Annotated in this window: 15 protein-coding genes and 1 CRISPR repeat array; of the genes, 5 read left to right on the top strand and 10 right to left on the bottom strand. The window is 69.5% G+C overall.

Annotated elements, in window-relative coordinates; genetic code table 11:
• Positions 1-45: 45 nt before the first annotated feature.
• The gene (locus D473_RS0122120; protein WP_017611226.1) at positions 46-972 is read right to left on the bottom strand and encodes a 5-dehydro-4-deoxyglucarate dehydratase; all 927 of its coding nucleotides are present in this window, start codon (positions 970-972) and stop codon (positions 46-48) included.
• A 92-nt stretch (positions 973-1,064) separates the two neighbouring features.
• On the bottom strand, positions 1,065-1,964 hold the full coding sequence (locus D473_RS0122115) for a LysR family transcriptional regulator (protein ID WP_017611225.1): 900 nt from the start codon (positions 1,962-1,964) through the stop codon (positions 1,065-1,067).
• 180 nt (positions 1,965-2,144) lie between these two features.
• On the opposite strand from D473_RS0122115, the gene D473_RS0122110 reads away from it, so the two are divergent.
• From D473_RS0122110 to D473_RS0122095, 4 genes are all read left to right on the top strand, one after another.
• Positions 2,145-3,152, top strand: coding sequence for a Bug family tripartite tricarboxylate transporter substrate binding protein (locus D473_RS0122110; protein ID WP_017611224.1), 1,008 nt, complete (start codon positions 2,145-2,147; stop codon positions 3,150-3,152).
• A complete protein-coding gene (locus D473_RS0122105; RefSeq protein ID WP_152436901.1) occupies positions 3,149-3,679 on the top strand; it encodes a tripartite tricarboxylate transporter TctB family protein in 531 nt (176 codons plus the stop codon). Before D473_RS0122110 ends, D473_RS0122105 begins: the two co-directional genes overlap by 4 nt.
• Positions 3,680-3,703: 24 nt before the next feature.
• Positions 3,704-5,458, top strand: coding sequence for a tripartite tricarboxylate transporter permease (locus D473_RS0122100; protein ID WP_017611222.1), 1,755 nt, complete (start codon positions 3,704-3,706; stop codon positions 5,456-5,458).
• A gap of 69 nt (positions 5,459-5,527) precedes the next feature.
• Positions 5,528-6,655 (top strand): L-talarate/galactarate dehydratase, encoded by a 1,128-nt coding sequence (locus D473_RS0122095; RefSeq protein ID WP_017611221.1) that lies wholly within the window; start codon positions 5,528-5,530, stop codon positions 6,653-6,655.
• Between the two features lie 18 nt (positions 6,656-6,673).
• Positions 6,674-7,007: direct repeats of the CRISPR family, unit length 29 nt; unit sequence GGGACCATCCCCGCGCGTGCGGGGAGCAC.
• A gap of 626 nt (positions 7,008-7,633) precedes the next feature.
• Here D473_RS0122095 and D473_RS0122090 read toward each other — a convergent pair.
• The 6 genes from D473_RS0122090 to D473_RS0122065 form a co-directional block, all read right to left on the bottom strand.
• Positions 7,634-10,258: a hypothetical protein gene (locus tag D473_RS0122090; protein WP_152436900.1), complete on the bottom strand. Its 2,625-nt coding sequence runs from the start codon at positions 10,256-10,258 to the stop codon at positions 7,634-7,636.
• Between the two features lie 1,494 nt (positions 10,259-11,752).
• Positions 11,753-14,011, bottom strand: coding sequence for a hypothetical protein (locus D473_RS0122085; protein ID WP_017611219.1), 2,259 nt, complete (start codon positions 14,009-14,011; stop codon positions 11,753-11,755).
• The gene (locus tag D473_RS0122080; RefSeq protein ID WP_017611218.1) at positions 14,008-14,790 is read right to left on the bottom strand and encodes an SDR family NAD(P)-dependent oxidoreductase; all 783 of its coding nucleotides are present in this window, start codon (positions 14,788-14,790) and stop codon (positions 14,008-14,010) included. The genes D473_RS0122085 and D473_RS0122080 overlap by 4 nt, the downstream gene beginning before the upstream one ends.
• Before the next feature lie 13 nt (positions 14,791-14,803).
• Positions 14,804-16,237, bottom strand: coding sequence for a sugar porter family MFS transporter (locus D473_RS0122075; RefSeq protein ID WP_275040664.1), 1,434 nt, complete (start codon positions 16,235-16,237; stop codon positions 14,804-14,806).
• Between the two features lie 652 nt (positions 16,238-16,889).
• A complete protein-coding gene (locus D473_RS0122070) occupies positions 16,890-17,660 on the bottom strand; it encodes an SGNH/GDSL hydrolase family protein (RefSeq protein WP_017611216.1) in 771 nt (256 codons plus the stop codon).
• Positions 17,661-18,499: 839 nt separating this feature from the next.
• Positions 18,500-18,820: a hypothetical protein gene (locus tag D473_RS0122065; RefSeq protein ID WP_017611215.1), complete on the bottom strand. Its 321-nt coding sequence runs from the start codon at positions 18,818-18,820 to the stop codon at positions 18,500-18,502.
• An 809-nt stretch (positions 18,821-19,629) separates the two neighbouring features.
• Between D473_RS0122065 and D473_RS0122050 the strand changes: the two genes are divergently transcribed.
• Entirely contained in the window at positions 19,630-19,866 is a 237-nt protein-coding gene (locus D473_RS0122050; protein ID WP_017611213.1) for a winged helix-turn-helix domain-containing protein, read from the top strand.
• Positions 19,867-19,981: 115 nt separating this feature from the next.
• On the opposite strand, the gene D473_RS0122045 is transcribed toward D473_RS0122050, so the two are convergent.
• Both D473_RS0122045 and D473_RS25225 read right to left on the bottom strand, forming a co-directional pair.
• Positions 19,982-22,825 carry a protein kinase domain-containing protein gene (locus D473_RS0122045; RefSeq protein ID WP_241474852.1) on the bottom strand — a complete coding sequence of 948 codons (2,844 nt, stop codon included), beginning with the start codon at positions 22,823-22,825 and terminating at the stop codon, positions 19,982-19,984.
• A 38-nt stretch (positions 22,826-22,863) separates the two neighbouring features.
• Positions 22,864-23,940, bottom strand: a complete 1,077-nt coding sequence (locus D473_RS25225) for an ion transporter (protein ID WP_338044160.1) — start codon at positions 23,938-23,940, stop codon at positions 22,864-22,866.
• Positions 23,941-24,904 lie beyond the last annotated feature (964 nt).

The raw sequence follows: 24,904 nt of genomic DNA, 5'->3' as shown, positions 1-24,904 counted from the left end.
GCCGGATTATTCGGCCTCCGGGGCGCCGGAGGCCGGGTGCCGGGTTCAGACGCCGGCTGCGGTGAGGGTGCCGACCAGTGTGTTCAGCTGCCGCTGTTCGTCGGCGGAGAGGTCGCGCAGCGGCGGGCGCACGGGGCCGGCGTCACGTCCGACGGCGCGCAGACCTGCCTTGACGATGGAGACCCCGTACCCCTTGCCGTAGTCGCGGATGTCCAGGTACGGCAGGACGAAGTCGGTGAGCTTCTGCTGCACGGCCTCGTAGTCGTAGGCGCGGACGTTGCGGTAGAACTCCAGCGCGAACTCCGGGACGAAGTTGAACATCGCCGAGGAGTAGGTGTTCATGCCGACCTGCAGCAGCGGGAGGGCGAACGTCTCGGCGGTGGGCAGGCCGCCGAGGTAGAAGAGCCGGTCGCCGTTGGCCGAGCGCACGCGGGCCAGCTGCTCGAAGTTGCCGCTGCCGTCCTTGAACCCGATCAGGTTGGGGTGGTCCTGGGCCAGCTGGGCGACCGTTTCGGCGCTGTAGATGGCGTTGGCGCGGTTGTAGAGGATCACGCCGATGTCGGTGGCCTTCAGGACCGCCGCCACGTGGGCTCGCAGGCCCTCCTGGGTGGTCTCGGTCAGGTACGGGGGCAGCAGGAGCAGGCCGTCGGCGCCGGCTTCTTCGGCCTGGCGGGCGAGCGCCACCGCCTGGGCCGTGTTACCGCCTGCCGAGCCGAGCACCGGGACCCCGTCGCGGACCGTGTTCACGGCCGTCCTGGTGACCAGCCGGTGTTCGTCGGGGGAGAGCGAGAACCCCTCCCCGGTGCCGCCTGCGACGAACAGGCCGCCGATGTCGAAGCTGGACTGCCATTCCAGGTGGTCGACGAGCGCGGCCTCGTCCACCTCGAGGTCCTTGGTGAACGGGGTGACCGGGAAGGACAGCAACCCGTCCTTGAGGACGCCGGCGAGCTCGGCGGGGGTGTATTCGGGCATCAGGAACCTCCAGGGGACCGGGGATCGACGCCTTCACGCTAGGGACGCCCTGTCATGCTTGTCCAAGCTATTATTCGTATAACGCAATACCTTCAGTGCATCGAAGAGGTGATGTCGACCGGTTCCTGCAGCAGCGGGAGCACATGGTGCAGCGCGGGGTTGGTCGACGTCGCCAGCCACACCGCGTGCAGCTGCACCACATCGGCGGGCGACTCCCGCAGGGGGACCGTCTCGACGCCGGGCATCCCCAGATGCTGGATGGTCCGGGGGAGCACCGCCACCCCGTGCCCGGCCCCCACGAGTGCGGCCAGCGTCAGGATCTGGGTGGCGGTGTGGGTCACCTGGGCGGCGTGGACGTCGACGAGGTCGACCACCAGGTCCCTGAAGTACCGGGCCTGTTCGGAGTACATGATCATGGACTCGTGCCGCAGCTCGCGCCCGGAGACGGGCCCCTCCCGCCGGGCGAAACGGTGCCCGCTCGGCACGGCCACCACCAAGGGTTCGGTCAGCAACAGCGAGGACTCCACGTCCTCCAGCTGGAACGGCGGGCGCGCCAGCCCGATGTCGATCGCACCGCCCCGCAGCGCCTCGAGCTGTTGGGCGGAGACCATCTCGTGCAGCTCCACGGCCACCTCGGGCGCGGCCTCCTTGATGCGCGCGAGCACCGGCCCGAGCACGCTGAGCCCGGAGGCGGCGGTGTAGCCCAGCCGCACCAGACCGACCTGCCCGGAGGCGATCAGCCGTGCCCGCCGCGGGGCGCGTTCGGCCATCTCCAGCAGCTGGCGGCATTCGTCGCGGAAGGCCTCCCCCGCCGCCGTCAGCCGCACCCCCCGGGACTCGCGGAGGAACAGCGTGACCCCCAGGGACTTCTCCAGTTTCTGGACCTGCCGGCTCAGCGGGGGCTGTGTCATGTGGAGCCGCTCGGCCGCGCGGCCGAAGTGGCGCTCCTCGGCGACCGCGAGGAAGGCGCGTGCTTGGTCGAGCGTGAGCATGCCACGACCCCCTTTTTCATGCGCTGAAGGTATCAACCTATACGAATATGGGCTTAGACAGGTATTACAGCTGTTCTTTAACCTCAGAGGAACTTCAGTCATTGTGGCGCTGCCCACAGCGGTGCGCGACACCCCCTACAACAGTCAGCCGCACGTCCCCGTCCCCCTGAGGAGGCCCCCATGTCCAGGCCCTCGTGTTCACGCCGCCCGCTCATCGCCGTAGCCGCCGGCGGTCTCTCCGTGGGCCTCGTCGCCTGCGGCGGGGTCACCGACGGCACCGCCGGTGGTGACGGGTACCCGGCCGAACCCATCACCCTGACCGTCGGACAAGATGCCGGCGGCAGCACCGACCTCATCGCGCGCGCCCTCGCCGAGGGGTCGCAGGAGGCACTCGGGGTCTCGATGCCGGTGGAGAACCAGCCCGGCGCCAACGGCGCGATCGCGACCCAGGAGGTCGCCGACCAGGACCCCGACGGCTACGAGCTCACGCTGCTCAACTCCACGCTCATCACGGTCACCTCCCAGGTCGTCTCCGAGGAGGAGGCCGTGACCCTGGACGAGCTCGACGTGATCACGGGGCTGTCCCGGGACGACTACATCATGGTCGCCAACGCCGACACCGGTTACGGGACCGTCGACGACGTCGCCGCGGACAGCGGCGACCTCTCCTACGGCACCGCCGGCGTCGGCACCGGGAGCCAGCTGGCCCAGCTGCTGCTCTTCGACGAGGCCGGCATCGAGGGCAACGAGGTGCCCTTCGACAGCGGCGCGCCGGCGCTGACCGCCGTGATGGGCGGGCAGGTCGATGTCGCCACCATCCAGGTCGGCGAGGCGATGCCCCAGATCGAGGCCGGAACGATCGACCCGATCGTGATCTTCTCCGACGAGCGCAACCAGCACCTCGAGGACGTCCCCACCGCTCAGGAAGAGGGCTATGAGGTCCCCGTCGCCCAGTACCGCGCCGTCGCGCTGCCCGAGGGCGCCCCGGAGGAGGTCAAGCAGAGCCTGCGCGAGGGCATCGGGGAGATCCTCGCGACCGAGGAGTACCAGCAGTTCAACGACGAGAACTACCTGACGCCCGAAGAGGTCTCCGGTGAGGAGGTCGAGGAGCAGTGGACCGAACTGGCCGACCAGTACGAGCAGAGCGTCCAGGACAACGGCATCGACCTCGGGGGGACCGGTGAATGATGGACGCCGCTGAGGACAAGAGCGCCCCGGCCGCCGTCGATACCGGCCGGGCCCCCGAGGGCCAGGAGCCCGCCCCGGAGACCGCTCCCCGGGCGGGCCGGGTGACCAACCTGGTCTGCGGCGCCGTCACCTCCCTCGCCGGGGTGGGCGCCCTCGCCGTCGCGATGGACCTCGGCACCGGCTCGCTCTCCCAGCCCGGCGCCGGCACGTGGCCGGCCATCGTCTCGCTGATGCTGTTCGTGATCGGTCTGTTCATCGCGGCCCGGGCCGCGCACTTCACCGATGCCGAGCCGATCACGAAGGACGCCGTCGGGGTCGCTGTCGGTGCCATCGCCCTCACCGTGGCCGTGCAGCTCATGCCGCTGGTCGGCTTCGAGCTCCCCTCCGTCGCGCTGCTGGTCTTCTGGATGAGCGTGTTGGGGCGGGAGAAGCTCCGGCTGTCGGTGCCGCTCTCGGTGCTGGTGGTCGCGGCTGTCCATCTGACCTTCGTCCACGGGCTGGCCGTTCCGGTGCCGCGCCTGTTCTGATCCTCCTCCGAAAGGCGTTCCACCATGGATTTCACGCCCGTCATCGAGGGGTTCGAAGTCCTCCTTCAACCCGAGAACCTGATGTTCTGCCTGATCGGCGTGGTCGCCGGCATGGCCATCGGTGTCCTGCCCGGTCTCGGCCCCGCCGCCACCATCGCGATCCTGCTGCCGCTGACCTACAGCATGGATCCGATCCCCTCGATCATCATGCTCGCCGGCATCTTCTACGGCGGGATCTACGGCGGCACCGTCACCGCCGTTCTGCTGAAGCTGCCCGGCGAGACCGCTTCCGCGATCACGGCGTTGGAGGGCTATCCCCTCGCGCAGAAGGGCCAAGGGGGCAAGGCGCTCGGTGTGGGCGCCGTCGCCTCCTTCATCGGCGGCACCGTCTCCATCGTCGTGCTGACCATGGTCGCTCCGGTCATCGCCGGGTTCGCGTTGGAGTTCGGCCCGCCGGAGTACACCGCCCTGACCCTGCTCGGCATCCTGCTGGTCGCCACGATCGGCAACGGCTCCAAGCTCAAGGCTCTGGCCGGTGCGGCGCTCGGCCTGCTGCTGGCCACGGTCGGGCGCGACGCGTTCACCGGCGAGCTGCGTTACACCGCCGGGAGCCTGGAGCTCACCGACGGGCTCCAATTCGTGCCGATCGCCATGGGTGTCTTCGGGCTGGCGGAGATCCTGTACAACCTGGAGCGCCGCCGCAACGGCGGCAGCATCCCCGTCGCCACGGACCGGGTGCTGCCGACCAAGGCCACCATGAAGGAGTCGGCCGCTCCGATCGGCCGCGGCGGTGTCCTCGGGTTCCTCCTCGGTCTGCTTCCCGGCGGCGGCGCCACCGTCTCGGCGATGGCCTCGTACGGGATCGAGAAGCGCCTGAACAAGGGATCGACGCCGTTCGGCAAGGGCGCGATCCGGGGTGTGGCCGGGCCGGAGACCGCCAACAACGCGGCGGCCACGTCCTCGTTCATCCCGCTGCTGACCCTCGGGATCCCCGCCAACGCGACCATGGCGGTCATGTTCAGCGCGTTGTTGATCCAGGGCATCACCCCCGGCCCGCAGCTGGTCGCGACCGACCCGGACCTGTTCTGGAGCGTCATCAACTCGATGTACCTCGGCAACATCGTCCTGTTGGTCCTGGCGATCCCGCTGATCGGGGTGTTCGTACGCATCCTGTACGTGCGCTCCTCGATCCTGTCGCCGATCATCGTGCTGATCGTCTGCATCGGTGCCTACACGATCAGCAACCGCATCTTCGAGGTGATGGTGGTGATCGTCTTCGGCGTGCTGGGTTACCTGATGAAGAAGTACGGGTTCGACCCCGCGCCGCTGGTGCTGGCGTTCGTGCTCGGCTCACTGCTGGAGGACAACTTCCGCCGCTCGCTGCTGATGTTCGACGGCGACGTCACCCGGGTCACCGGGCACCCCATCGCGGTGACGCTGCTGGGTCTGCTCCTGGTCGTCGTGCTGATCCCGATCCTGCTGAAGCTCGTCAAGTCCCGCCGTCCCGACCTGATCGGTGAGGACGAGAACGGGACCGGGGCCGGTGCCGAGACGGAGACCGGCGCGAAGGTCCCCGCCTCCGTGACCGCCGGCTCCGAGGCCGGTGCCGCGTCGGGCGCCGAGTCGGATTCCGCGTCGGATGCCGGGTCGGACACTGCGTCGGGCGTTGCCACGGGCCCGAACGGTGACCGCCGGGACCACCCGCCGAGGAGCCCTGACGGCAGCTCCGCCGAGAGGCCTGAGGAAGGGGCCGCCGGCAGCCATCCCTCACAGACCTGAGAAACCCCGGAAACCCGCTCTCCACAGACGCGGATCCGCCGAACCACCACTGACGAAGGAGCTCTCCCCATGCCTGCCGACTCGATCCGTTGGGTCACGCTGTCCTCGGTCACACTGCCGTTGCGCAACGCGATCTCCGACGCCAAGGTCTTCACCGGACGGCAGAAGCCGATGACCGAGGTCGTGTTCCTGTTCGCCGAGATCGCCACGGAGCAGGACCAGCACGGGGTGGGTTTCAGTTACTCCAAGCGTGCCGGCGGGCCCGCGCAGTACGCCCACGCGGCCGAGGTCGCCGAGGGCCTCATCGGCGAGGACCCCAACGACATCGGACGGTTGATCACCAAGTTGCAGTGGGCCGGCGCGTCGGTGGGGCGTTCGGGCCTGGCCACTCAGGCACTGGCGGCGTTCGACGTCGCGCTGTACGACCTGAAGGCCAAACGTGCCGGGCTGCCGTTGGCCAAGCTGCTCGGTGCGCACCGGGACTCCGTGCGCACCTACAACACCTCGGGCGGGTTCCTCAACGCTTCGTTGGAGGAGGTGAAGGAACAGGCCGCCCGGTCCCTCGACGAAGGCATCGGCGGCATCAAGATCAAGGTCGGGCTGCCCGACAACGCCGAGGACCTGCGTCGGGTGCGCGGGGTGCGCGAGCACATCGGCGAGGACGTGCCGCTGATGGTGGACGCGAACCAGCAGTGGGACCGCACGACCGCGCTGCGTATGGGCCAGCGGCTCGAGGGGTTCGACCTGACGTGGATCGAGGAGCCCTTGGACGCCTACGACGTCGAAGGCCACGCGCGGCTGGCCCGGACCCTCACCACACCCGTCGCCACCGGGGAGATGCTGGCCTCCGTCGCCGAGCACGAGCGGCTGATCGACGGCGCGGCCTGCGACATCATCCAGCCGGACGCGCCGCGGGTCGGTGGCATCACGCAGTTCCTGCGGCTGATGACGCTGGCGGATCAGAGAGGGCTGGACCTGGCGCCGCACTTTGCGATGGAGATCCACCTGCACCTGGCGGCCTGCTACCCGCGGGAGCCGTGGGTGGAGCACTTCGACTGGCTGGACCCGCTGTTCAACGAGCGCTTGGAGACCAAGGACGGACGGATGCTGGTACCCGACCGCCCCGGGCTCGGGATCACGCTGTCGGAGCAGGCGCGCGCGTGGACGACGGAGTCGGTGAGCTTCGGGCAGCGGTGAGCCCTGGATGGGTGGGAGGGCTCTACCCCCGCGCGTGCGGGGAGCACTGGCCGCCGATCTGGTCGGGGTTACCGAGCGGGGGACCATCCCCGCGCGTGCGGGGAGCACTCTCCGAGATCGCCCACCACCTGATGGACGCCGGGACCATCCCCGCGCGTGCGGGGAGCACATGGGCCGCTGGCACCGGCGCGCCCTGGCCCTGGGACCATCCCCGCGCGTGCGGGGAGCACGGCCACCCGATCCACGAGTGCGACGGCATGGAGGGACCATCCCCGCGCGTGCGGGGAGCACGGAACCGGCGGGCAGCCTTCGAGGCCCCGCCGGGGACCATCCCCGCGCGTGCGGGGAGCACTCTTCCTGACCTGCACTCCTACCCACGAGTAACCCGAAAATCTGCAAACTGTGCACTTCCGAATAACACCCAGGTAACGGCAACAGGCCTCTCAACACAGCACCCAGTATGACGGGCTCCTGCTCCGGAGAACAGGCCCCGGCGAGCACCGGACACCGATCCCGGACACCGGAACACTCCGGCGGGGCATGGCCGCCACCTACGGACCCTGGACCACGGGATTCGGTGTTGGGGTTCGTTGATGTGCTCTGGGTTCGAGGACTCTCAGGGTGGGGTTTCTTGTGGTGCCTGGGTTCGGTGGTTCGTCGGGGTCGGGATTTTAGCCCGGCCGGGTCTGCGCGCAACCCGCTTCGGCGCCACCCCCACTCCTGCTTCTTCGCGGGGATGGTGGCGGCANCCGTATCGACGAACCCCCTCGCCCCAGGCGCCCGGCTGCCGAAGAAATGGTGGACGCACACTTGCCCAACCCCCCTGTGGTGGCCACATTGTGACCAACGCTTGCGGTGTGTGCGCGGCCGCTCGCTCCTGCGGAAGCCCTCCTGCGTAAGGTAACGGCCGGCCCCGGCACTCCCGGTGGCGGCATTGAGACCGGGGCAGGCCGGCGTGTGCGAGGCTTCCATCCGCCCCTACGGTGCTTCGGCGAGTGCGGCCCGGTCGGTCCGGATCCGCTCCACCAGGGCCCGGCGTCCGCGCAGCAGCTCCTCGGTAGCGGCCACGGCCCGCACCACACCCTCCTGGACCCACTCGTGTTCCACCCCGGGCAATAGCGTGTCCAGGGCCTTCAGCGCACCGTCCCGCCCTCCCTCGAGGAAGGCGTCGAGCAGGGCTCGGGCCCGGTCGGTGTCGATGTCGCGCAAGACCTCGGAGGAGGCGGGGTCCCGGAGGGTGAGGAAGTGCCAGTAGCCCACGGGCGGGTAGAAGGGCATCTCCCCCGTGGTCCACCAACGGCGCAGGACCGGCGCGGTACGCACCTGCCACCACAGGGCATCGTCCTCGGCCGCGTGGCATCGCATCTCCTCACGGCCCTGTGTGCTGCCCGGGCCCTCGTCGACGAGGAGCTTGATCCCTGTGCCGGGAAAACGCATGAGGGCCCAGGGCGCGCGCCCCTTGCGCTCGAAGTGGCACCGGCGCCCGTCGGCGCCCTCGATGAGGTAGTCATCGATGTGGGGGGCGGGGCGGTGTTCGGCCTGGGAGACACGGAACCCGGAGAGCCCGTCCTCGGTTTGTCCGAACGGGGAAACGACCCCTTCGGGCAGAGGCACCAGGGACAGGTGCTCACTCTCCCAGCGCCGTCCCTGGCCGGGGCCGCCGTCGAAGAACGCGGGCAGGGAGTACTCCTCCTCGATCCCGTCGCCGGTCCAGGCCTGCCACCCTTGGCTTCTGATCCGATCCTCGGAGAGCCAGACCGTGGTGCCGTCACTCATCTGCCCCGACAACCTGTGGCGATCCCGTGTGGGGACGAGGCGGTAGCCGGTCCACTCACCGGTGGCAAGGTAGAAGTTCTCGCGGGCCCAGTCGGCGGTCTCCGAGTCCTGTTCGTCGTCGGGGGTGAACACGGTCCCGGGCTGATCGGACCAGCGGGCACGCTCGGGCCCCTTGTCCGCGGAGGCGATCAGGAAGCGCCCGTCCAGGTAGCGCACCACCGGGGCCTGGCCATCGTCCTGGTCCAGTTCGCACTCGCCCAGGCGACCGGCGTGGTCCACCGCGATCGCGCGTTGGTACCCGACCAGGGTCAGCACCGGCCAAGAGGGGCACACCCGTAGGACGGCGTCGGGACCACCGAGATCGGTGACGGCGGCGTCGAAGGCCGACCATCCCAGCTCTTCCGGTAGGCCCGAGCGCAGGGAGCGGATGAGGGGGCCGACCGGATCGACGGCCTGTAGTTCCTCCTCGATCCCGGGGAACGCGGTGATGGTGGCCTGATCCAGGAGATCGTCCAGGATCTGGACGTTGTTCGTGGCCTGGGGCAGCGCCGAGCCCTCCAGCTGCTGTCGCAGACGGTCCAGGCGCCGCCGGACCATGGGCCGGAGCTCGGGCACGTCCGGGAACATCGCCATGGCGCTGCGCCGTTCGTCGGGCAGCCGGAATCCGCTGCGTTCCAATACGTAGTGGTAGTCGGAGATCTGACGCTCCAGACGAGGGCCCAGTTCCGGGTGGGCAATCACGTGCCGGGCCTGGCCGCCCATGAAGATCTCGAAGGGGCGCGCGGGCGAGGGCATTTGCACGGGGATGTCCAGGGCCAGGCAGTGGCCGAGGAGCTGGGAGTCGAGCAGTCGACTGTCGGCCTCGGAGGACCAGGTGTCGAGCGGGCGGTTCTCCGCCTGCAATCTCGGGGCGAGCCGCGGCAGCATCCGGTGCAGCGCTCCCGGCATGGATGCGGCCATCATCCCGTGGCGCACGGCCACGTACTTGTGCAGGCGGCAGAACCGCTGCAGCCAGCCCGATACCCCCTCCTCAGGGGTGATCTCGCCCCGGACCAGAGCGTCGAGCGCTCCGGAGGCCTCCAACAGGTTCAGCCACGCCGACCCGTCGTTCCTCGACCAGCGACCCGGCGGGAACAGCTCCCAGAGCCCGGCCAGATCGCCGGCGGGCAGGGGCGTGGCCGCCAAGACCTTGGCCGCGCCCTTGTGCAGGGCCGGAGGTACGGCGGTGCCCCGAGAGGCGGTCAGGACCCGCGCGAGCAGACGCGCCTGCTCCTGGGCGCCCACGCCGGCGGCCTGAGCGGCCTTGCCCAGAAGGGTGTGGGTGTTGGCCGCGGGGGCACTGCCGCCCTGGGCGCGTGCCACCGTGAGGTCGACCAGGGCTGTGTAGGCCTGTTCGGGCGGTAGGGCCTGGGTGACCCAGCCCTGGAAGGACCGGACGTCCTTTGCGGGAAGGACACCGTGGCGCGCCACGAAGAGGGTCTGGGCCATGTGGTGTTCGGGATCGATCGGCAGGTCCCAGTCGGCTTCGGCCTGGCGGGCCTTGGCATGGGCCTTGGGGGCCGCCCGAGTGGCCTTGGGGGCTTTGACCAGGAGCAATCCTTGGGTGATGCTGTCCCAGAACCAGGGCAGGAACGCGGTGGGCAGGGAGTTGGCCAGGTGATCCATGAAGGACAGGAAGTCGGCCGACCGGGAGGCCGCCCTCATGAGCTGGGAGTGCATGCGCTCCAGGGCCGCCTCGGCGGTGTGCACCGCCTCGGGGCGGTGCAGCGCGGCCCAGTCGGTGAGCAGGGTGACACGGTCGTAGGTCGAGGGGAAGGGGAACTTCATGCTCCGCACCCTGGCACAGGCCCACGACAGAATCCCCCGGGAACCTCGTACGGTCTCGAGCATGACCAGCGCCGGTTGAGCGGGCACGGCCCTTCCCGCAGGGCCGGGTTCGGCCGACCGGCAAGCTCACTGAGAAGAGACCGCAGGAAGAGGGCAGGAAGGTCGCCGGCATGGCTGAGCGCCACGCCCTGACGCCCCCGTGCGTGGGGCGCAGAGGAGGAGGACGGTCACCAAACTCCCTGGCCACCGCCCATCCCCATGTACGTGGGGCGCGCTCCCCCGACCGGTCATGGCCCGAGAGCATCCGTGACCGGTACCCGGACGGGTCCGGACGGAACCGACTCCGCCGGGGTCTTGCCCGGTGGGGTCTTGCTTGGTGGCCTCGGCCGGGGGCGTTGTCTCGGTCGGAGGTGCCCGGGTGGGCGTATTTCGGCGGTGTAGGCGGGTGCTCCCCCCAACCGGGGCCATTCTCGGCGCCGAGAATGGCCCCGGTTGGGGGGAGCGTCCCCGAAAACCCCGCTGTTGGTGCTCATAGGAGCACTGTCAACACTCGAGAGCGGCCCCAGAGGCCGGCCTGGCGGCCGACCCCGGCACTGGCAGCAAGATCGGTCATGCCTGGGCAGTTCCAGAGGGGCGCACACGCCAGTCACCCCCGGCCTCAATGCCGCCACCGGGAGTGCCGGGGCCAGGCCTGTGCCTGTCGCAGAAGCGAGCCACCATGCACACGCCGCAAGCGGTGGTCGCAATGCCGCCACCCGAGGGGGTTTGCTTTTGGGACCCCACTTCTTCGGCCGGATGGGGGCAGCGGCCGGTAGGTGTTCGGCGGCGAGAGCGCAACAGCCCGGCGTCAAGGGGCGGACCGCACACCCCGAGGCGCCCCACACCGACCACGCACAACGCCGCCACTGTCCCCGCAGGGAAAGGTGTGTGGCGGGGCGCCGAAGAGGGTTGCGGGAAGCCCCGGCCGGGCTAAGCTCGACGCTCCGACGAACACCACCCACACCAGCCACAGGACCCCGACCCACCACCCATCAGAACCGGTTCCACGAGCTTCAACCGACGTCCCTCTCCTCCGGCCCGACCCCACTAACAGCCCAGAGCTGCCAACTTCGGCACAGACCCTCGCGGAGTCGTTCGAGCCCGCACTTATGGCGGGGATCCACCCCGCGCGCGGGGAGCACCTCGGCGGTATCTGGGAAGCCCTGTCGGACCTGGGACCATCCCCGCGCGTGCGGGGAGCACCACCTGGTGGTACAGGCCGTGCACGAGGTCATGGGACCATCCCCGCGCGTGCGGGGAGCACTCTTCCTGACCTGCACTCCTACCCACGAGTAACCCGAAAATCTGCAAACTGTGCACTTCCGGATAACACCCAGGTAACGACAACAGGCCTCTCAAACACAGCACCCAGTATGACGGGCTCCTGCTCCGGAGAACAGGCCCCGGCGAGCATCGGACACCGACCCCGAACACCGGAACGCTCCGGCCGACCGGTCATCGCCGGAGAGTGTCCGTGACCGTTACCCGGCCGGGACCGTGCCGTGTACCGATACCGACACCGTTGACCTCGACCTGCCAGGTCCCCTCCCCCGGCAGGTGCAGGACGCACTCACGCGGAAACGCCTGGCTCGGGGAGCGCCTCTCGACCTCGATCGCGACCGTCCCCGGCCCCGCAGTTCCGCTCCGGTGGGCCCGTACGCTCACGCGTCCGAAGCGGGTGGGGGTCCGCTCGACCCGGATCCCCACCGGATGGTCGACCCAACCGTCCGGCGCTCCGGGGAGGATCTCCAGGGTGTCCGCGCGTTCGAAGACCAGCAGGCCGCGTACGAGGCGGAGCAGTTCGGCCGAGGCCCAGTTGTGCGGCATCTCGCCCCACACCTGGTCGTGCCCGGTGCCTGCCAAGGGCTGTTCTTCCCTCCACACCCGGGTGGGGGCGGCGTGGTTGCACATGCCGTAGAGCAGCGCGCGTGCCTTGCCGGGGCGCGCGGCGTAGAGCTGGACCTGGGCGGCGAACGCGGCGTAGTAGGTCCACATGGCCCGATAGGGCAGCCATCCGGTTCCCGTCGGGATCTGCTCGCCCGCGTCCAGGGTCTCCAGCAGGTGGAGGTAGTCGGCCACGATGCGCTCGTCGGGTTCGAACACCTCGCCGGGCCAGATGGCCTGTGCCAGGGCCCAGGTCGCGCTCTCGGGGCGGATCCTGCTGAAGACGGGCGGCTGCTCGCCCACCCCCGGCACCGTGTGGTGGGTTCCGCTGCCCGGCAGAACCATCGGTGTGTAAGGGTGCCCGTCCGCCAGCGTGCCGGCGTGTTCGGCGGCCGTGCGGCGCACGTCCTCGAGCAGCTCCTCGCGCATACGCCGCACACGGGGGTGGTCCTCGGGGGCGATGCGTGCCGAGGCCCGGGCGGTGTGGGTGAGGCCGACCAGTGTCCACAGCGCGGTCGTGAGTTCGGGGCGGGCCCCCGCGACGCCGCCGTCGGCGAAGGCCGGCGGCATGAGGTCCTGGGCCGGGGAGTCCTCGGGAAGGTCGCGGGCCCGGCGGCGGAGCTCGGTGATGTGGTCGAGGGCGCCCCGCACTACGGGCCACAGGCCTTCGATCCACGCGTCGTCTCCGGTCAGTTCCCACTGCCGCACGAGCGTGGTCAGGGCGATGCCCGTCTCCTTGCTGTGCGGGTGTTCGGCCAGACCGGGCAGGTCGACCATGACGTTGATCGACCCGTCGGGGCGCACGCGCTCCAACAGGGTCTTCATCCCGTGCCGGGCGTCCTGCTCCAGGTGCAGGTATTGGGCCGCTTCCAGGAGGAAGTGGCCGTCGACCATCCACAGTCCCCGGTAGGCGGTCGGACCGACCTGGAAGACCGGGCGGCCCTCCTCGTCCAGGTCGCGGGCCTGGAGGATGTTGCGCGCCGAGGCCACGAGCATGTTCTGCAGGTCGGTGTCGGGCACGGTGAAGGGCAGGTCGAGCACGGGCAGGTTCCGCCAGTAGGAGCGCTCGTGTTCGACGGCGCGTTCGGCCCAGGCGGCGTCCACGCCCTCGGTGCCCGCACCGTCGAGCGGGAGGACCACGGTGCCCCCGACGCTCCGGCCCGAGCCGACGATCTCCGGGGTGGTCTCGAGCCCGGAGGCGGGACGGAACCCTCTCGCGTGCGACAGGCGCATGCGTTGGGGGTGGCAGACGAGCACGGGGTTCCGCGTGCCGGTGTCGGCGGCCTCGCGGCCCTCCTCGGTGAACTCGTCGACGAAGGCCGGGTGGTTGGGCCTCTCTTCCGGCTCCAGCGCGTACACGTGGTGGCCGGGGGCCACGCCCGCGCCGGAGTGGCGCACCGAGCCGTGTTCGTGGATGTCCACGTGCAGCCCGGTCAGGAGCTCGTCGACGCCCTCGGACACTTCCACCGTCCACTGGACGATGTCGTAGCGACGCCCCTGGGGGTTCGAGTGCCCGGTGGCTCTCAGCACCAGTACGCAGGTGGGATAGGTGAGGGTGGTGACGGTGATCGGGGTGCGGGCGTCCTCCGTGCGCTGCTCCACCGCGAGGGGCGCGTGGCTGGTCTGGGCACTGAACTCCACGGTCCGGCGGAAGTACCACGAGGCGAGGTGGACCTGCTCGAACCCGTACAGCAGGGCGCCGTCCTCACGGACCAGGGACTTGTGGGGATCATCGGGCCGACAGATCGGGGTCCATACCGAACCGGGCGCGTACCGGAAGTCGATGGTCCGCCCGCCCGGCCGGTCCTCGCGGTGTGCTGCCTCGCTCATGACTCACCGTCCATGGGGTAGAGGCCGGCCCCGCCGTCGACGAGCAGGGTGCTGCCCGTCATGTAGGAAGCCAGGGGCGAGCACAGGAACAGGAACGTGTCGGCCACCGACTCCAGGGGTTGCAGGTATCCGAGCGGGACGGCTCGGGAGGCGCGGCGGCGGTAGTCCGGTTCGGTCTCCCACTGGTGTCTGGCCATACCGGCGTCGACGATCCCCGGTGCCACGATGTTGGCGCGGATGCCGTGGGGGGCCAGTTCCCGGGCGAAGCCCCGGGCGAGAGCTCGGACGGCCGCCTTCCCGGCGGCGTAGGGGGTGATCCCGGGCCAAGGCACGTCCTGCACCCAGGAGCTGGTGAAGACGAGGTGTCCTGGGGTGCCGTCGGCGATCCAACGGCGTGCGGCCTCGGAGGCGACGACGAAACCGGACCTGACGTTGAGCTCGTGCACCGCGTCGAAGTCGGCGACGGAGAAGTCGGGAAGGGCTCCGCTGCGGGCGATACCGGCGTGGCAGCACACGGTGTCCGGCGGCCCCAGGGCCTCGGTGGCCGCCGCGACGGCACGGGTCGCCTCCTCGGCCGATGTCAGGTCGGCGTGCACGTAGGCAAAACCCTCCTGCGGGTCGCCGAGGGCCCGGCGCACCGCCGCTTCCTCGGCCACGTCCACGACCGCGACTCGGGCGCCGTGTTCGCGCAGCCGTGCGGTGATGGCGAGGCCGAGTGCCCCGGCTCCACCGGTGATCATGATGGTGCGGCCGGTGAGGTCGAGCGGGTCCGCGTTCACTGGTTCTCTCCCCTCACGGGTTCTCGGAGGTGCTTTCCCGCCGAGGAGAGGCGGGACCGAACCGGCCCCGGGTGCGAGGCCCGCGCAGCTCGGCTTCGATCTCCTCGAGGGTGCGGCCCTTGGTCTCGGGCACCTTGAAGAGGACGAAGAGGAAACTGAGCACGCAGATCGCCGTGTAGACCCAGAACGCGCCCGAGGCGGTGATGGCCTCCGCCATCGGCAGGAAGACCAGGGCCACCACGAAGTTGGCCGCCCACAGCAGGGCCGAACCGAAGGACATGGCCGCGCCCCGCACCCGGAGCGGGAAGATCTCCGCGAGCAGCAGCCACACCACCGGCCCCAGGCTCACGGCGAAGACCGAGATGTAGACCATCAACAGGGCGACGAGCAGGAACCCGGGCGCATCGGTGCCGAACGCGAGCCCGAGGAAGAACAGGGAACCGGCCATGCCGAGTGTTCCCCACAGGAGCAGGCGCCGCCGCCCCAGCCGGTCGACCACGAGGATGGCCACGACCGTCATGAGCACGTTGGCCGCGCCGACCCCGAACGTGGCCAGGATGGCCGAGGCGGCACCGAACCCGGCTTCCTCCAGGATGGTGGGGGCGAAGTAGATCACGGTGTTGACGCCGGTGATCTGCTGCATGACCGCCAACCCCGCGCCGACGACCAGCAGGGGCCGCAGGTTGCGGTGGAACAGGTCGCGGAACCCCCCTGTCTCTTCCCGGGCGACCGCGGCGATCTCGCGCATCTCCGGTTCGACGGCCTCCCCTTGGCGCGTGTGGCGCAGCACGTCCCTGGCTTCGCTGTCCCGGCCGCGGATCAGGAGCCACCTGGGGGTCTCGGGCAGGACGAGCATCCCCACGCCGAGGACCACCGACGGGATCAGGCCGATACCGAGCATCCACCGCCACCCCGCCATGTCGGCGAAGCCGTAGGCGACCATGTAGGACAGCAGGATGCCCGTGGTCGTCATGAGCGAGGTGAGCGAGACCAACGCCCCACGTGCTTTGGGCGGGGCGAGCTCGGCGATGTAGAGGGGCACCAGCAGCGAAGCGGTGCCCACGCCCAACCCGAGTACGACACGTGCGGCGACCAGGACCGGATAGTTGGGGGCCAGCCCGGCCATCAGCGCGCCGACACCGAAGATCACCGCGGCGAGCAGCACCACGCTTCTTCGCCCGTAACGGTCGGAGAGCCACCCGCCGTACAGGGACCCGAACACGGCCCCTACCAGCAGTGAACTGGTCACCACGCCCTGCTGGAACGCCGAGAGGTCGAAGTCGTCCCTGATGAAGAGCAGCGCCCCGGAGATGATCCCCGTGTCGTAGCCGAACAGGAGTCCCCCGACCCCCGCGATCACCGCGATGCGTACGACGTTGCGCCTGGCCCGAGCTTCCGTCATGTGTTCCATCGACGCTTCCTCACTCTGGCGAGCGGGCCCGCACAACCGCAGCTGTGGAAGGCTGGACTGCCTGGTCGGACCAGTAGTACCAAAGCGGAAAGCCGACGTGATGGAGGTTTCCCGGCCCGTCGGCGCCCTGCACCGGCCGGCGGGGCACGGCGAGGGCCGGGCACCTCATCGGGGTTCGGGATCAGCCCCGCGTGCGCGGGGAGCACAGGCGGAACAGGTGCCGGGTGCTGGGGCGGCAGGGACCATCCCCGCGCGTGCGGGGAGCACACCAAGCTTGAGGCCTACCGCCCGGAGAAGAAGGGGCCATCCCCGCGCGTGCGGGGAGCACGCCCTCCGCGCAGGCCCGCCGGTCGCTGCCTCGGGACCATCCCCGCGCGTGCGGGGAGCACTCTTGCTGACCTGCATGTCTACCCACCAGCAACCCGGAAATCTGCAAACTTCACAGGTCTGGATAACGCGTGGGTAACGACATCAGGCCCCAGAGACACAGCACCCAGTATGTCGTGCATCCCGATGGGGGCCAAGCCGTTGCTGGGCTACTGAACTTCAGTCACAGCCGGTGCACCGCCGAAGGGCTGAAACGCCCGGGAACCGGCGGCAGCGGACGGTTCAACATCCGGCAGATCCGGCCGCCCGGAGCAGCGTGCGCGTCGAGGCACGCTCGATCCCGGGCGGCCTTCACGGTGGCTCAGCCGATGGCGCCGGTCAGAGCGGGCAGGTAGCCCTCGGAGTGGCCGGATGCGTTGGGGTGGTAGGACTCGTCGATGGGCACGGTAGTGCCGTTGATCCACGGATCATCAGCGCAGACAGCGTTCCCCTCGAAGCCGTCGCGTACGTCGACGTGGGTCAGGCCGGCCGCGGTGGCGTTGTCAGCGATGGTGTCACCGAGGACGTCGGCCATCGCGTTCAGCCTTTCGCGCTTGGTCTCGCTGATGCTGCCGAAGCCGCACGGCCCGAGCTCGAACAGGCGCGGATATCCCAGGACCACGACTTCTGCCGCGGGCGCGGCCTCGGTGATGGCGGAGTAGGTCTGGTCCAGGAGACCGGGCAACACATTCCGGACCTGGTTCTCGGCCTCCTCGCCCACTTCGTCGCAGTCGGCGTTGCTACCGATGCGGCAGGTGGTGATGACATCGGCGAAGCCGACATCGTTGCCGCCGATGGTGATGGTGACCAGACCGGTGTCCGACTCCAGCGAGGACACTTGGTTGTTGAGCACGTCGTCGGTGGTGGCGCCGGCACAAGCAACGAAATCGAATGACGCGGTCGCGTGGGATTCGACCCAGAGTTCAGGGTAGGCCGCAGGCCCTCGCTTGCAGTCACTGTCATCGTAGTCGCGGGTTCCCAGTCCAGAAGAGAAGGAATCACCGAGCGCGACATAGTTGACTTCAGCGGCTTCTGCCGAAGCGGGGGCGCTGAAAAGCACGGGGATGATGGCCAGGCCGGATACGACGGCCAAAGCACGTCTGACGGACAAGGGGGGAGCTCCGTCCAAGTAGGCATGACAGCGGGGAACGCAAGAAAAGGCTCTTGCGTCATCAACACCGACTCGGGGTGAGTGGGCCGGCCGGCGTGACGGGGGTTGACCGGTCAGGGAGAAAGGGACCACGGCCGGGAATTCGGGGGAACCACCGACCGGGCCTTATGGTGTCCTACATGGTCGAGAAAGATCAAGACCTGCCCATGATCCTTCTGAAAACGGGACGGAAACCCTGAGTGGTGGGACTGGGGCATCCGTGATAACGCCGTGGTCAGGGTTCGTACGCGGCCCCCTGTTCAAATCCGGACCGGATCCCATTTGTGTAGTGGTGAAGGATCGCGGTCAATATCGGTCTTGCCGGCGACTGAAAACGGCTGACCCAATCCCCGCGCGTCCGGGGAGCACACCGAGGTGCGGGCCCTCCTCACCCCCGAGGTGGGACCATCCCCGCGCGTGCGGGGAGCACCCGACGCGGCCGGGGCTTTGGCGTTGCCGTTGAGGACCATCCCCGCGTGCGCGGGGAGCACAAGTACCGGGCCGCCTCACCACTCCGCCCGTCGGGACCATCCCCGCGTGCGCGGGGAGCACACTCCGGGGACGCTCACTGTGGAGTCGGTGACGGGACCATCCCCGCGTGCGCGGGGAGCACCTTGCTGACCTGCATGCCTACCGACGAGTAACCCGGAAAACTGCAAACTTCACAGGTCCAGATAACACGCAGATAACAGAAACAGGTCTCGTCAACACAGACCCCAGTATGACGGGGACCTGCCCCACAGAACAGGCCCCACGAAACACCGGACACCGAACACGAACCCTCAGCCCTGGCCGGGCCCACGACCGAGCCCGGGATCGCCCCCCTGTCGGGGCGCCTCCACAGGACGCGGCCCCGGATCGATGAGATCGCACCCGCTCACACGCTCGGGCATCGAAGGCTCGGACAGCGCACGGTCGAGCAGTTCCAACGCCTCCTCCACATCCCCATCACGCTGAACCAGCGCCAGCGCCTGGCGCACGGCATCGGTACGGCGGCGCAGACCACGCACAAGCAGGAAATCCGCCACCGGGTGCGGACCAGGCGGGACCGCCAGAGCATCGGATACGGCGTCCAGGAACTCGGCAGTACGGATATCGAGCATCACGCCACCCTCTGCCCCGCAAGCACCGCACGCCCAGCGGACGCGGCGGGCTCGGCATGCTCGGCGCGCCCCACGGCTCCAGTAGGACGGAAGGGGCCTGCGAAGGTTCCCTGACGGGGCAGGCGCGAGTTCTCCAGGAAGGGGGACTGCCCAAGGGCAAAGCCCCCCTCATGTGCGTACGCGTACACGCGCATCGACGCCTGCGCCCGCGCGTGCTCCTGATCAGCGAGCGCACACAGAACGGTGAGAGCGAGCTTCCTGCTCTCCACCGGACGCGCACCGGTCTCGCGACCGGTCATGAAACAACGCCCACGCACGAGAGCCGCAGGCACAGCCACACTCGCCCCAGGCACACGGCCGGTGGAGGAAGCCATCTGGGGAACAGCGTCCACAGGACACCGCGGGGCAGGCACCGAGACCGGGGACTCAGCACCCACCTCATCCTCGTCCTCAGTCTCAACGAGGACGGAGGGCACGCGCTCGGCGTAGCGCCGCACACGACGGGATCGGCGCCGGCGACGCCGGAACTCACCGGACAGTTCACGGGCGTAGCCCAGGGGCGACACGTGGACACCGCAGCTGGGCCGGACCAGCCGCAAGAGTCCGTACAACATATGGATAAGGTGCTTCACGACAGCGCTCCTCTACAGCGTTGTCCGGGCCCCGGACGTGCCAGCGTCGCGGGGCCACCTTCGTTTATGAAGTCTTTACTCTACAGGCATCCGTACCTACCTGTCACGTGCTGGTGACCACTGTCCCTCATCAAAGCTGTCCAGTGACCAATCGGACAGATCGCTTACGGTGCACTCGTGATCGATCTCGATGGCCCTGAGCCCGTGTACAGACAGATCGCCCGCGTAATTCGCGAGCGCATCGCCGACGGCACCTACAAGCTGGACCGAACCATCCCTTCGGAAGCCGGAGCTTGCGAGGAGTTCGGCGTATCCCGGAGAACAGCGCGGTCGGCGTATTCCCTACTCAAGGACGAGGGCCTGATCCTGCGTGTCCCTGGACGCGGCACGTTCGCGGTGAAGCGGCCCGAGTAGCCGTCACGTGATGGCCCTGGCAGGGGCCCGTGTGTGCCGATTCCGCACGCGGGCGCCCACAGAAGCCGTCCCGTATGAGCGGGAAACACAACCAGCGAGCTATGACGCCCGCCACTCACAACCGCCACACCAGGACGGGTGAGCCTGCCCCCGAGGCCACGATCATGTGTCCGTCCCTCGTGAGTGAGGCGCTCCGCAACCGCGCCTGGCCCGTCCTCAGGGCGGCCGCCGGCGCGTAGTGCGCCGTGTCCCGTACGAACACCTGGCCGTCCCACCCCGCGGTGACGAGCGCCGACCCGTCGGCGCTGAACCGGGCGTCGCAGATCAGGTCGTGGTGTCCGGCGAACGTCGGCCCCTCCGTGCCGGTGTCCGAGGCCCACGTGCGCACCACTCCGTTGGAGTCGCCCGTCGCCATCACGGGCCGGGCCGGGTTGAACGCCGTCGCCGACACCATCGGCGCGACCCTCTCGTGGTCCGCGAGCATGGCGACGGGGGTCCCGTCCGTGCGCCACATCCGCGCGCTCCGGTCACTGCTCCCGCTCAAGAGGGTGGAACCGTCCGGTGAGAACGACACCGACAACACCATGTCCTCGTGTCCGGGGAAGCTGACCACGTTCCGGCCGATCCGCAGGTCCCACAACAGCACATGCCGGTCCGCCGATCCGCTGGCGATGAAGTTCCCGTCGGGGGAGAACTCCAGGCACGACACCGTCCCCGTGTGCCCCGCCAACATCCCCAGCGAACGCATGTTCACCAAGTCCCACAGTCGCACACACCGGTCCTCGTGCCCGGAGGCCAACAACGTTCCGTCCGCGTTGAACGCCAACACGTTGACGGCCCCGCCGAAGCCGGCGAACTCCCCCAGGTGCGTCCCGCCGTAGCCGTTCCACAGACAGATCGCGCCGTGGCTCGCCACGGCGACGATGCTCCCGTCCGGGCTCACCTCCGCAGATCCGGACGGCAACCCCTGCGGGCACGGCGGCAACGCCCCGAAGTTCGGCCGCCCCGCCGCCCACCGTGAAACCACCGTGCTCAGTGGCTCTGTGCCGGGAAGCGCGGGTGTGCTCTCCCGCCCGCGCCGGGTGAAGGTGCCGGTACGTTCGCCGTTGCCACCGGAACCACCGGCAGGGCCGGAACCGTCGGAGGCGCCGTACACGGCGGCCGCCGCTGCGGCCGCGACCTCGGCGTCCACCTCCGCCTGCTCGGCCGGTGATCTGCCCGCTCGGTCCGTCGATCCGACTGATCCCGAGCCCGGGCCCGAGTCCGAATCGAGGTCGGGACCGGTCTCGGGACCCGGCCCGTAACCCTCCTCGTACCGGCGCACGTCCTCGGGCCCGGGCAACCGGAATGTCCCCGTCCGGTTCGGCGCGAGTCTGGGCTCGGCCTGCCCCTCGGGAACCGTATGCCCCTGCGCGACGGGGTAGGCCCTCTCCCCGTTCTCCGGTCCTCGCGATGCGCCGTTCCCGGACCCGGCCGCGACACCGGCCGCAGCACCGGCCGCGTCGGCAGCACCGCCGGTCCCGGATTCACTCTCCGCCCAGGAAGCCCTGGGCTGCTCGGGAGGCGCACTGTTGGCCAGCGCCCCCGCGAACTGCGCGGACGTGGGGCGCGACTCCGGCGTCCGGTTCCAGCAGGCCGCCACGAGCGTGCGCAGCAGCACCGGAAGGTCGTGTGTCTCGGGGGCCTCCCCGGTCAACCGGCGCGCGGCCTCCTCCTCCGTCCCGGCCTCGAAGGGGTTCTTGCCGGTGGCCGCGTACACGAGCACGGTCGCCAGGGCGAACATGTCGGACGCGGAGTCCCCCATGGCGCCTTCGACCTGTTCGGGGGCCTTGTAGGAGATGTGTCCGAGCGGGCACCCGCGGGCGGGGACCGGTCCTTGCCCGTTCTCGGGGGTCGCGGGGCCCTCGGAGGCCACAGGACCCTCGGGGGTCGCGGGGTCCCCGGAGGCCGCAGGGCCCTCGGAGTGCGCGGCGGCCTCGTGGTCCTCGGCAACGGGAGGCTCCACGGACACCGGATCGCCAGAAGGCGCAGGCGGTTCGACGGAGACCGGCGGCCCCGTCGGCGCCGGAGGTTGGCCGGCAACACGCTCGCCGGTGGGCGCAGGCCCCACGGGGATCTCGGACCCGTCTCCTTCGGGGGCGTGGTCCTCACGCGTGCGGGGGGCCTGTGAGGTGTGGCCGGTCTCCTCCGCGGGGGCCTCGGACGGACCCCCGGAGGGGTCCTCGCCCGGCCCTTCGGCGGCCTCGTCTCCGGGGCCCTCCCCCGGCTCCACCAGCGTCCCCGTCCCCACGTCCGCGGCCCTGCCCTCCCGCACCTGGTCCACGGCGAGGTCGTGCACGTCGTCGGGCAGCCGGGTCGCCAGCCGCGCGCCACCGAAGTCCACCAACCGGATCCCGTCGTCCACGAGCACCACGTCCCGCGGGTTCAGGTCCCCGTGCACGAGGTCGTTGCGGTGCAGCTCCTCCAGGGCCCGCGCCAGACCGGTCGCGAGGATGCGCAGCGCCGCCGTCCCGAGGATCCCGAAGCCGGCGACGGTCCGCTCCAGGGTGATCCCTTCGACGTACTCGGTCGCGATCCAGGGCGTGCCCGCCTCGGGGTCGGAGTCCAGGACCTGCGCGGTGTGCGGGCTCTCCACGCTCCGCGCGGACGCGCTCTCGCGGACGAAACGCACGTGGAAGTCCGGGTTAGCGGCGAGTTCGGGGTGGATCACCTTGACGACGGTCCGTTCACCTTCGGGACCGGCTCCGAGGTAGGAGGTCCCCATGCTTCCGGAACCGAGGAGGTGGGTCAGGTGGTACGGGCCGATACGGGTGGGACCAGCAGAGCTGAGGGGATGCAACGTGCAGGCGCTTTCCGAGTCGTGCTGTGTTGCCGGGGTGGGCAGTGCGGACGGTTCGAGGGATTGTCTCAGGTTGCCCGGAGCATGAGACGTCCGGTAGCCGCGCCTGGTTCTGCGCACGAACGGGATTCTGTGCCGAATTCGGTGCAGGCCCGGCCTCAGCCGGTTCCGCGCGGCGGCCCGCTGCTCCCGCTCGGCGCGGGTTCGGCCAGCTCGTCGGGCTCCTCCTCGCCCACCCCAGCACTGCCTGCGCCCTCGTCGCCCGGGGCGGCAGCCGCCCGTGCCCTCTCCGGTTCTTCCTCGCGGGCGTCCTGGGCCGCTCCCCCTCGGCTGCCGGGTCCCCCGTCCCCGTCGCCGTCCTCGGGTCCATCCCCGGAGCCGCCCGGCCCGTGTCCTCCGTCAGGGCTCCCACCCCCGCCGGGGTCGCCGCCCTGGGCCTGCACGAGCCGGGTCAGGTGCTCGACCTGTTGGGTGAGCTCGGCGAGACGGTTCACGACGGTCTGGTGCTGCTCCTCCTCCAGCACCTGGTCCTCCGCCCACCGGTCGTCGTTGACCTCGCGTTCCATCGAGGCCACGATGACGCCGATGACCAGGTTCAACACGATGTAGGCGGTCAACACCATGTAGACGACGAAGAAGATCCACGCCATGGGGTGGTGGGCCAGCACCGCGTCGGAGACGTCGGGCCAGTCCTCCGTGGTCATCACCATGAACAGCGTGTACAGGGTGGTTCCGAGGTCCCCGAAGAACTCGGGCACGGTCTCGCCGAACAGCTGCTGGGCGAGGACCGCGAAGGTGTAGATGGTGACCAGCATCAGACCGATGACGGTTCCCATGCCGGGCGCGGACTTGAACAGTGCGCTGATGATCTGCCGCATCTGGGGGACGGCGGTGATGATGCGCAGTACTCGCAGGATCCTCAGCACACGCAGCACCGCGAAGGGGCCGGTCGCGGGGATCAGGGAGATGACCACGACGAACAGGTCGAACCAGTTCCAGCCACCTCTGAAGAAGGACCACCGCCACGCGTAGAGCTTGAGGACCATCTCGACGACGAAGACCGCGACGATGACCCGCTCGGCGATGATCAGATATGGGAGCGCCGCATTCTGGTAGGTTGTTGCGCCCAAAATCACGGCGTTGACCAGAATCACGGTGAGCAAGGTGTTACCGAACCACCGAGTGCTCACCATTCGGTCGACCTGGGCCGCGAGGCTCTCTGTTCCCGTCGGCAATTAACACCCCTCATTCAGACACAGAGGGTCCAAATATAGCGAAACACCACTGAATGCTCATACGTACGCCCTCGAACCTCCCACATCCCCGTGCCACAGAGGACAGCGGGGTCCGGGCAGGTCGGGGCCCGGTCGAGGCACCCACCGACGGTACGCCTCGTCGGACCCCGGGAGCATCGAACACATCACTCTCGGACGATTACGACCCCCCATGGGCCACGCTCGTTTTCCGGTTGCACGGCCCTTCACCCATGGACCAACCGAAATTCCCACGCCGTTTCGACAGGGACATGAAGCGGCCTTCGGAAGGGGCCCGAGGAACGTTCCAGGGGCGAACGCCCCTCAGCGGCGGACACCGCCCCGAGTTCGCCCTCCTGCCCGGCGTGTGAGCGGTGTTGGCCCGATGGAGGCGCTCGGAGGTGTTGCGGGCCGGCTCACCGGCTGACGATGGAAGCACCAGGACGGGCCGGCACAGTTGTGACCAGTGGCCGGTTCTGGCCATCGCTGGGCGTTGCTCTCCGTGGGGACCTGACTACTAGTCTGCTGTGGCCCCTCAATCCCCCTGTGAGCGGAACTCTTCCTGTGTTGCGCCGTATTCATGGCTCCGACCGCGGAGCGTCCCCCGTGGTGCTGCTCGCAGCGGCCGCTCCGGGTGACGCTTCTGGATCGGAGCCCGGCGAACTCGATGGCGGCCCTCCGGCACCCGGCGAAGCAGACCTCGACGAGGGAGCCGAAGCACTGCCCCCTTGGATCACTCCGAGGGCTACGAAGCGCACCCACTCCTCCACCAGCCGGAGTCCGGCAACGAGGTGAGGTGATGAAGTCACAGAGCACAACTGCTGCACTGGCCGTACTGTTGTCCGCGCTTCTGGCCGGCTGCGTCGAGACCGAAGAGGTCCCCGAACCCGGGTCTGAGCCCACAGCAGAAGCCGAACCGAGCGACTTCGAAGAACTCTCCGGCGCC

The sequence above is a fragment of the Nocardiopsis xinjiangensis YIM 90004 genome (genome assembly GCF_000341145.1).
Taxonomy (GTDB): domain Bacteria; phylum Actinomycetota; class Actinomycetes; order Streptosporangiales; family Streptosporangiaceae; genus Nocardiopsis; species Nocardiopsis xinjiangensis.
This window is presented reverse-complemented; position numbering and strand designations above follow the sequence as displayed.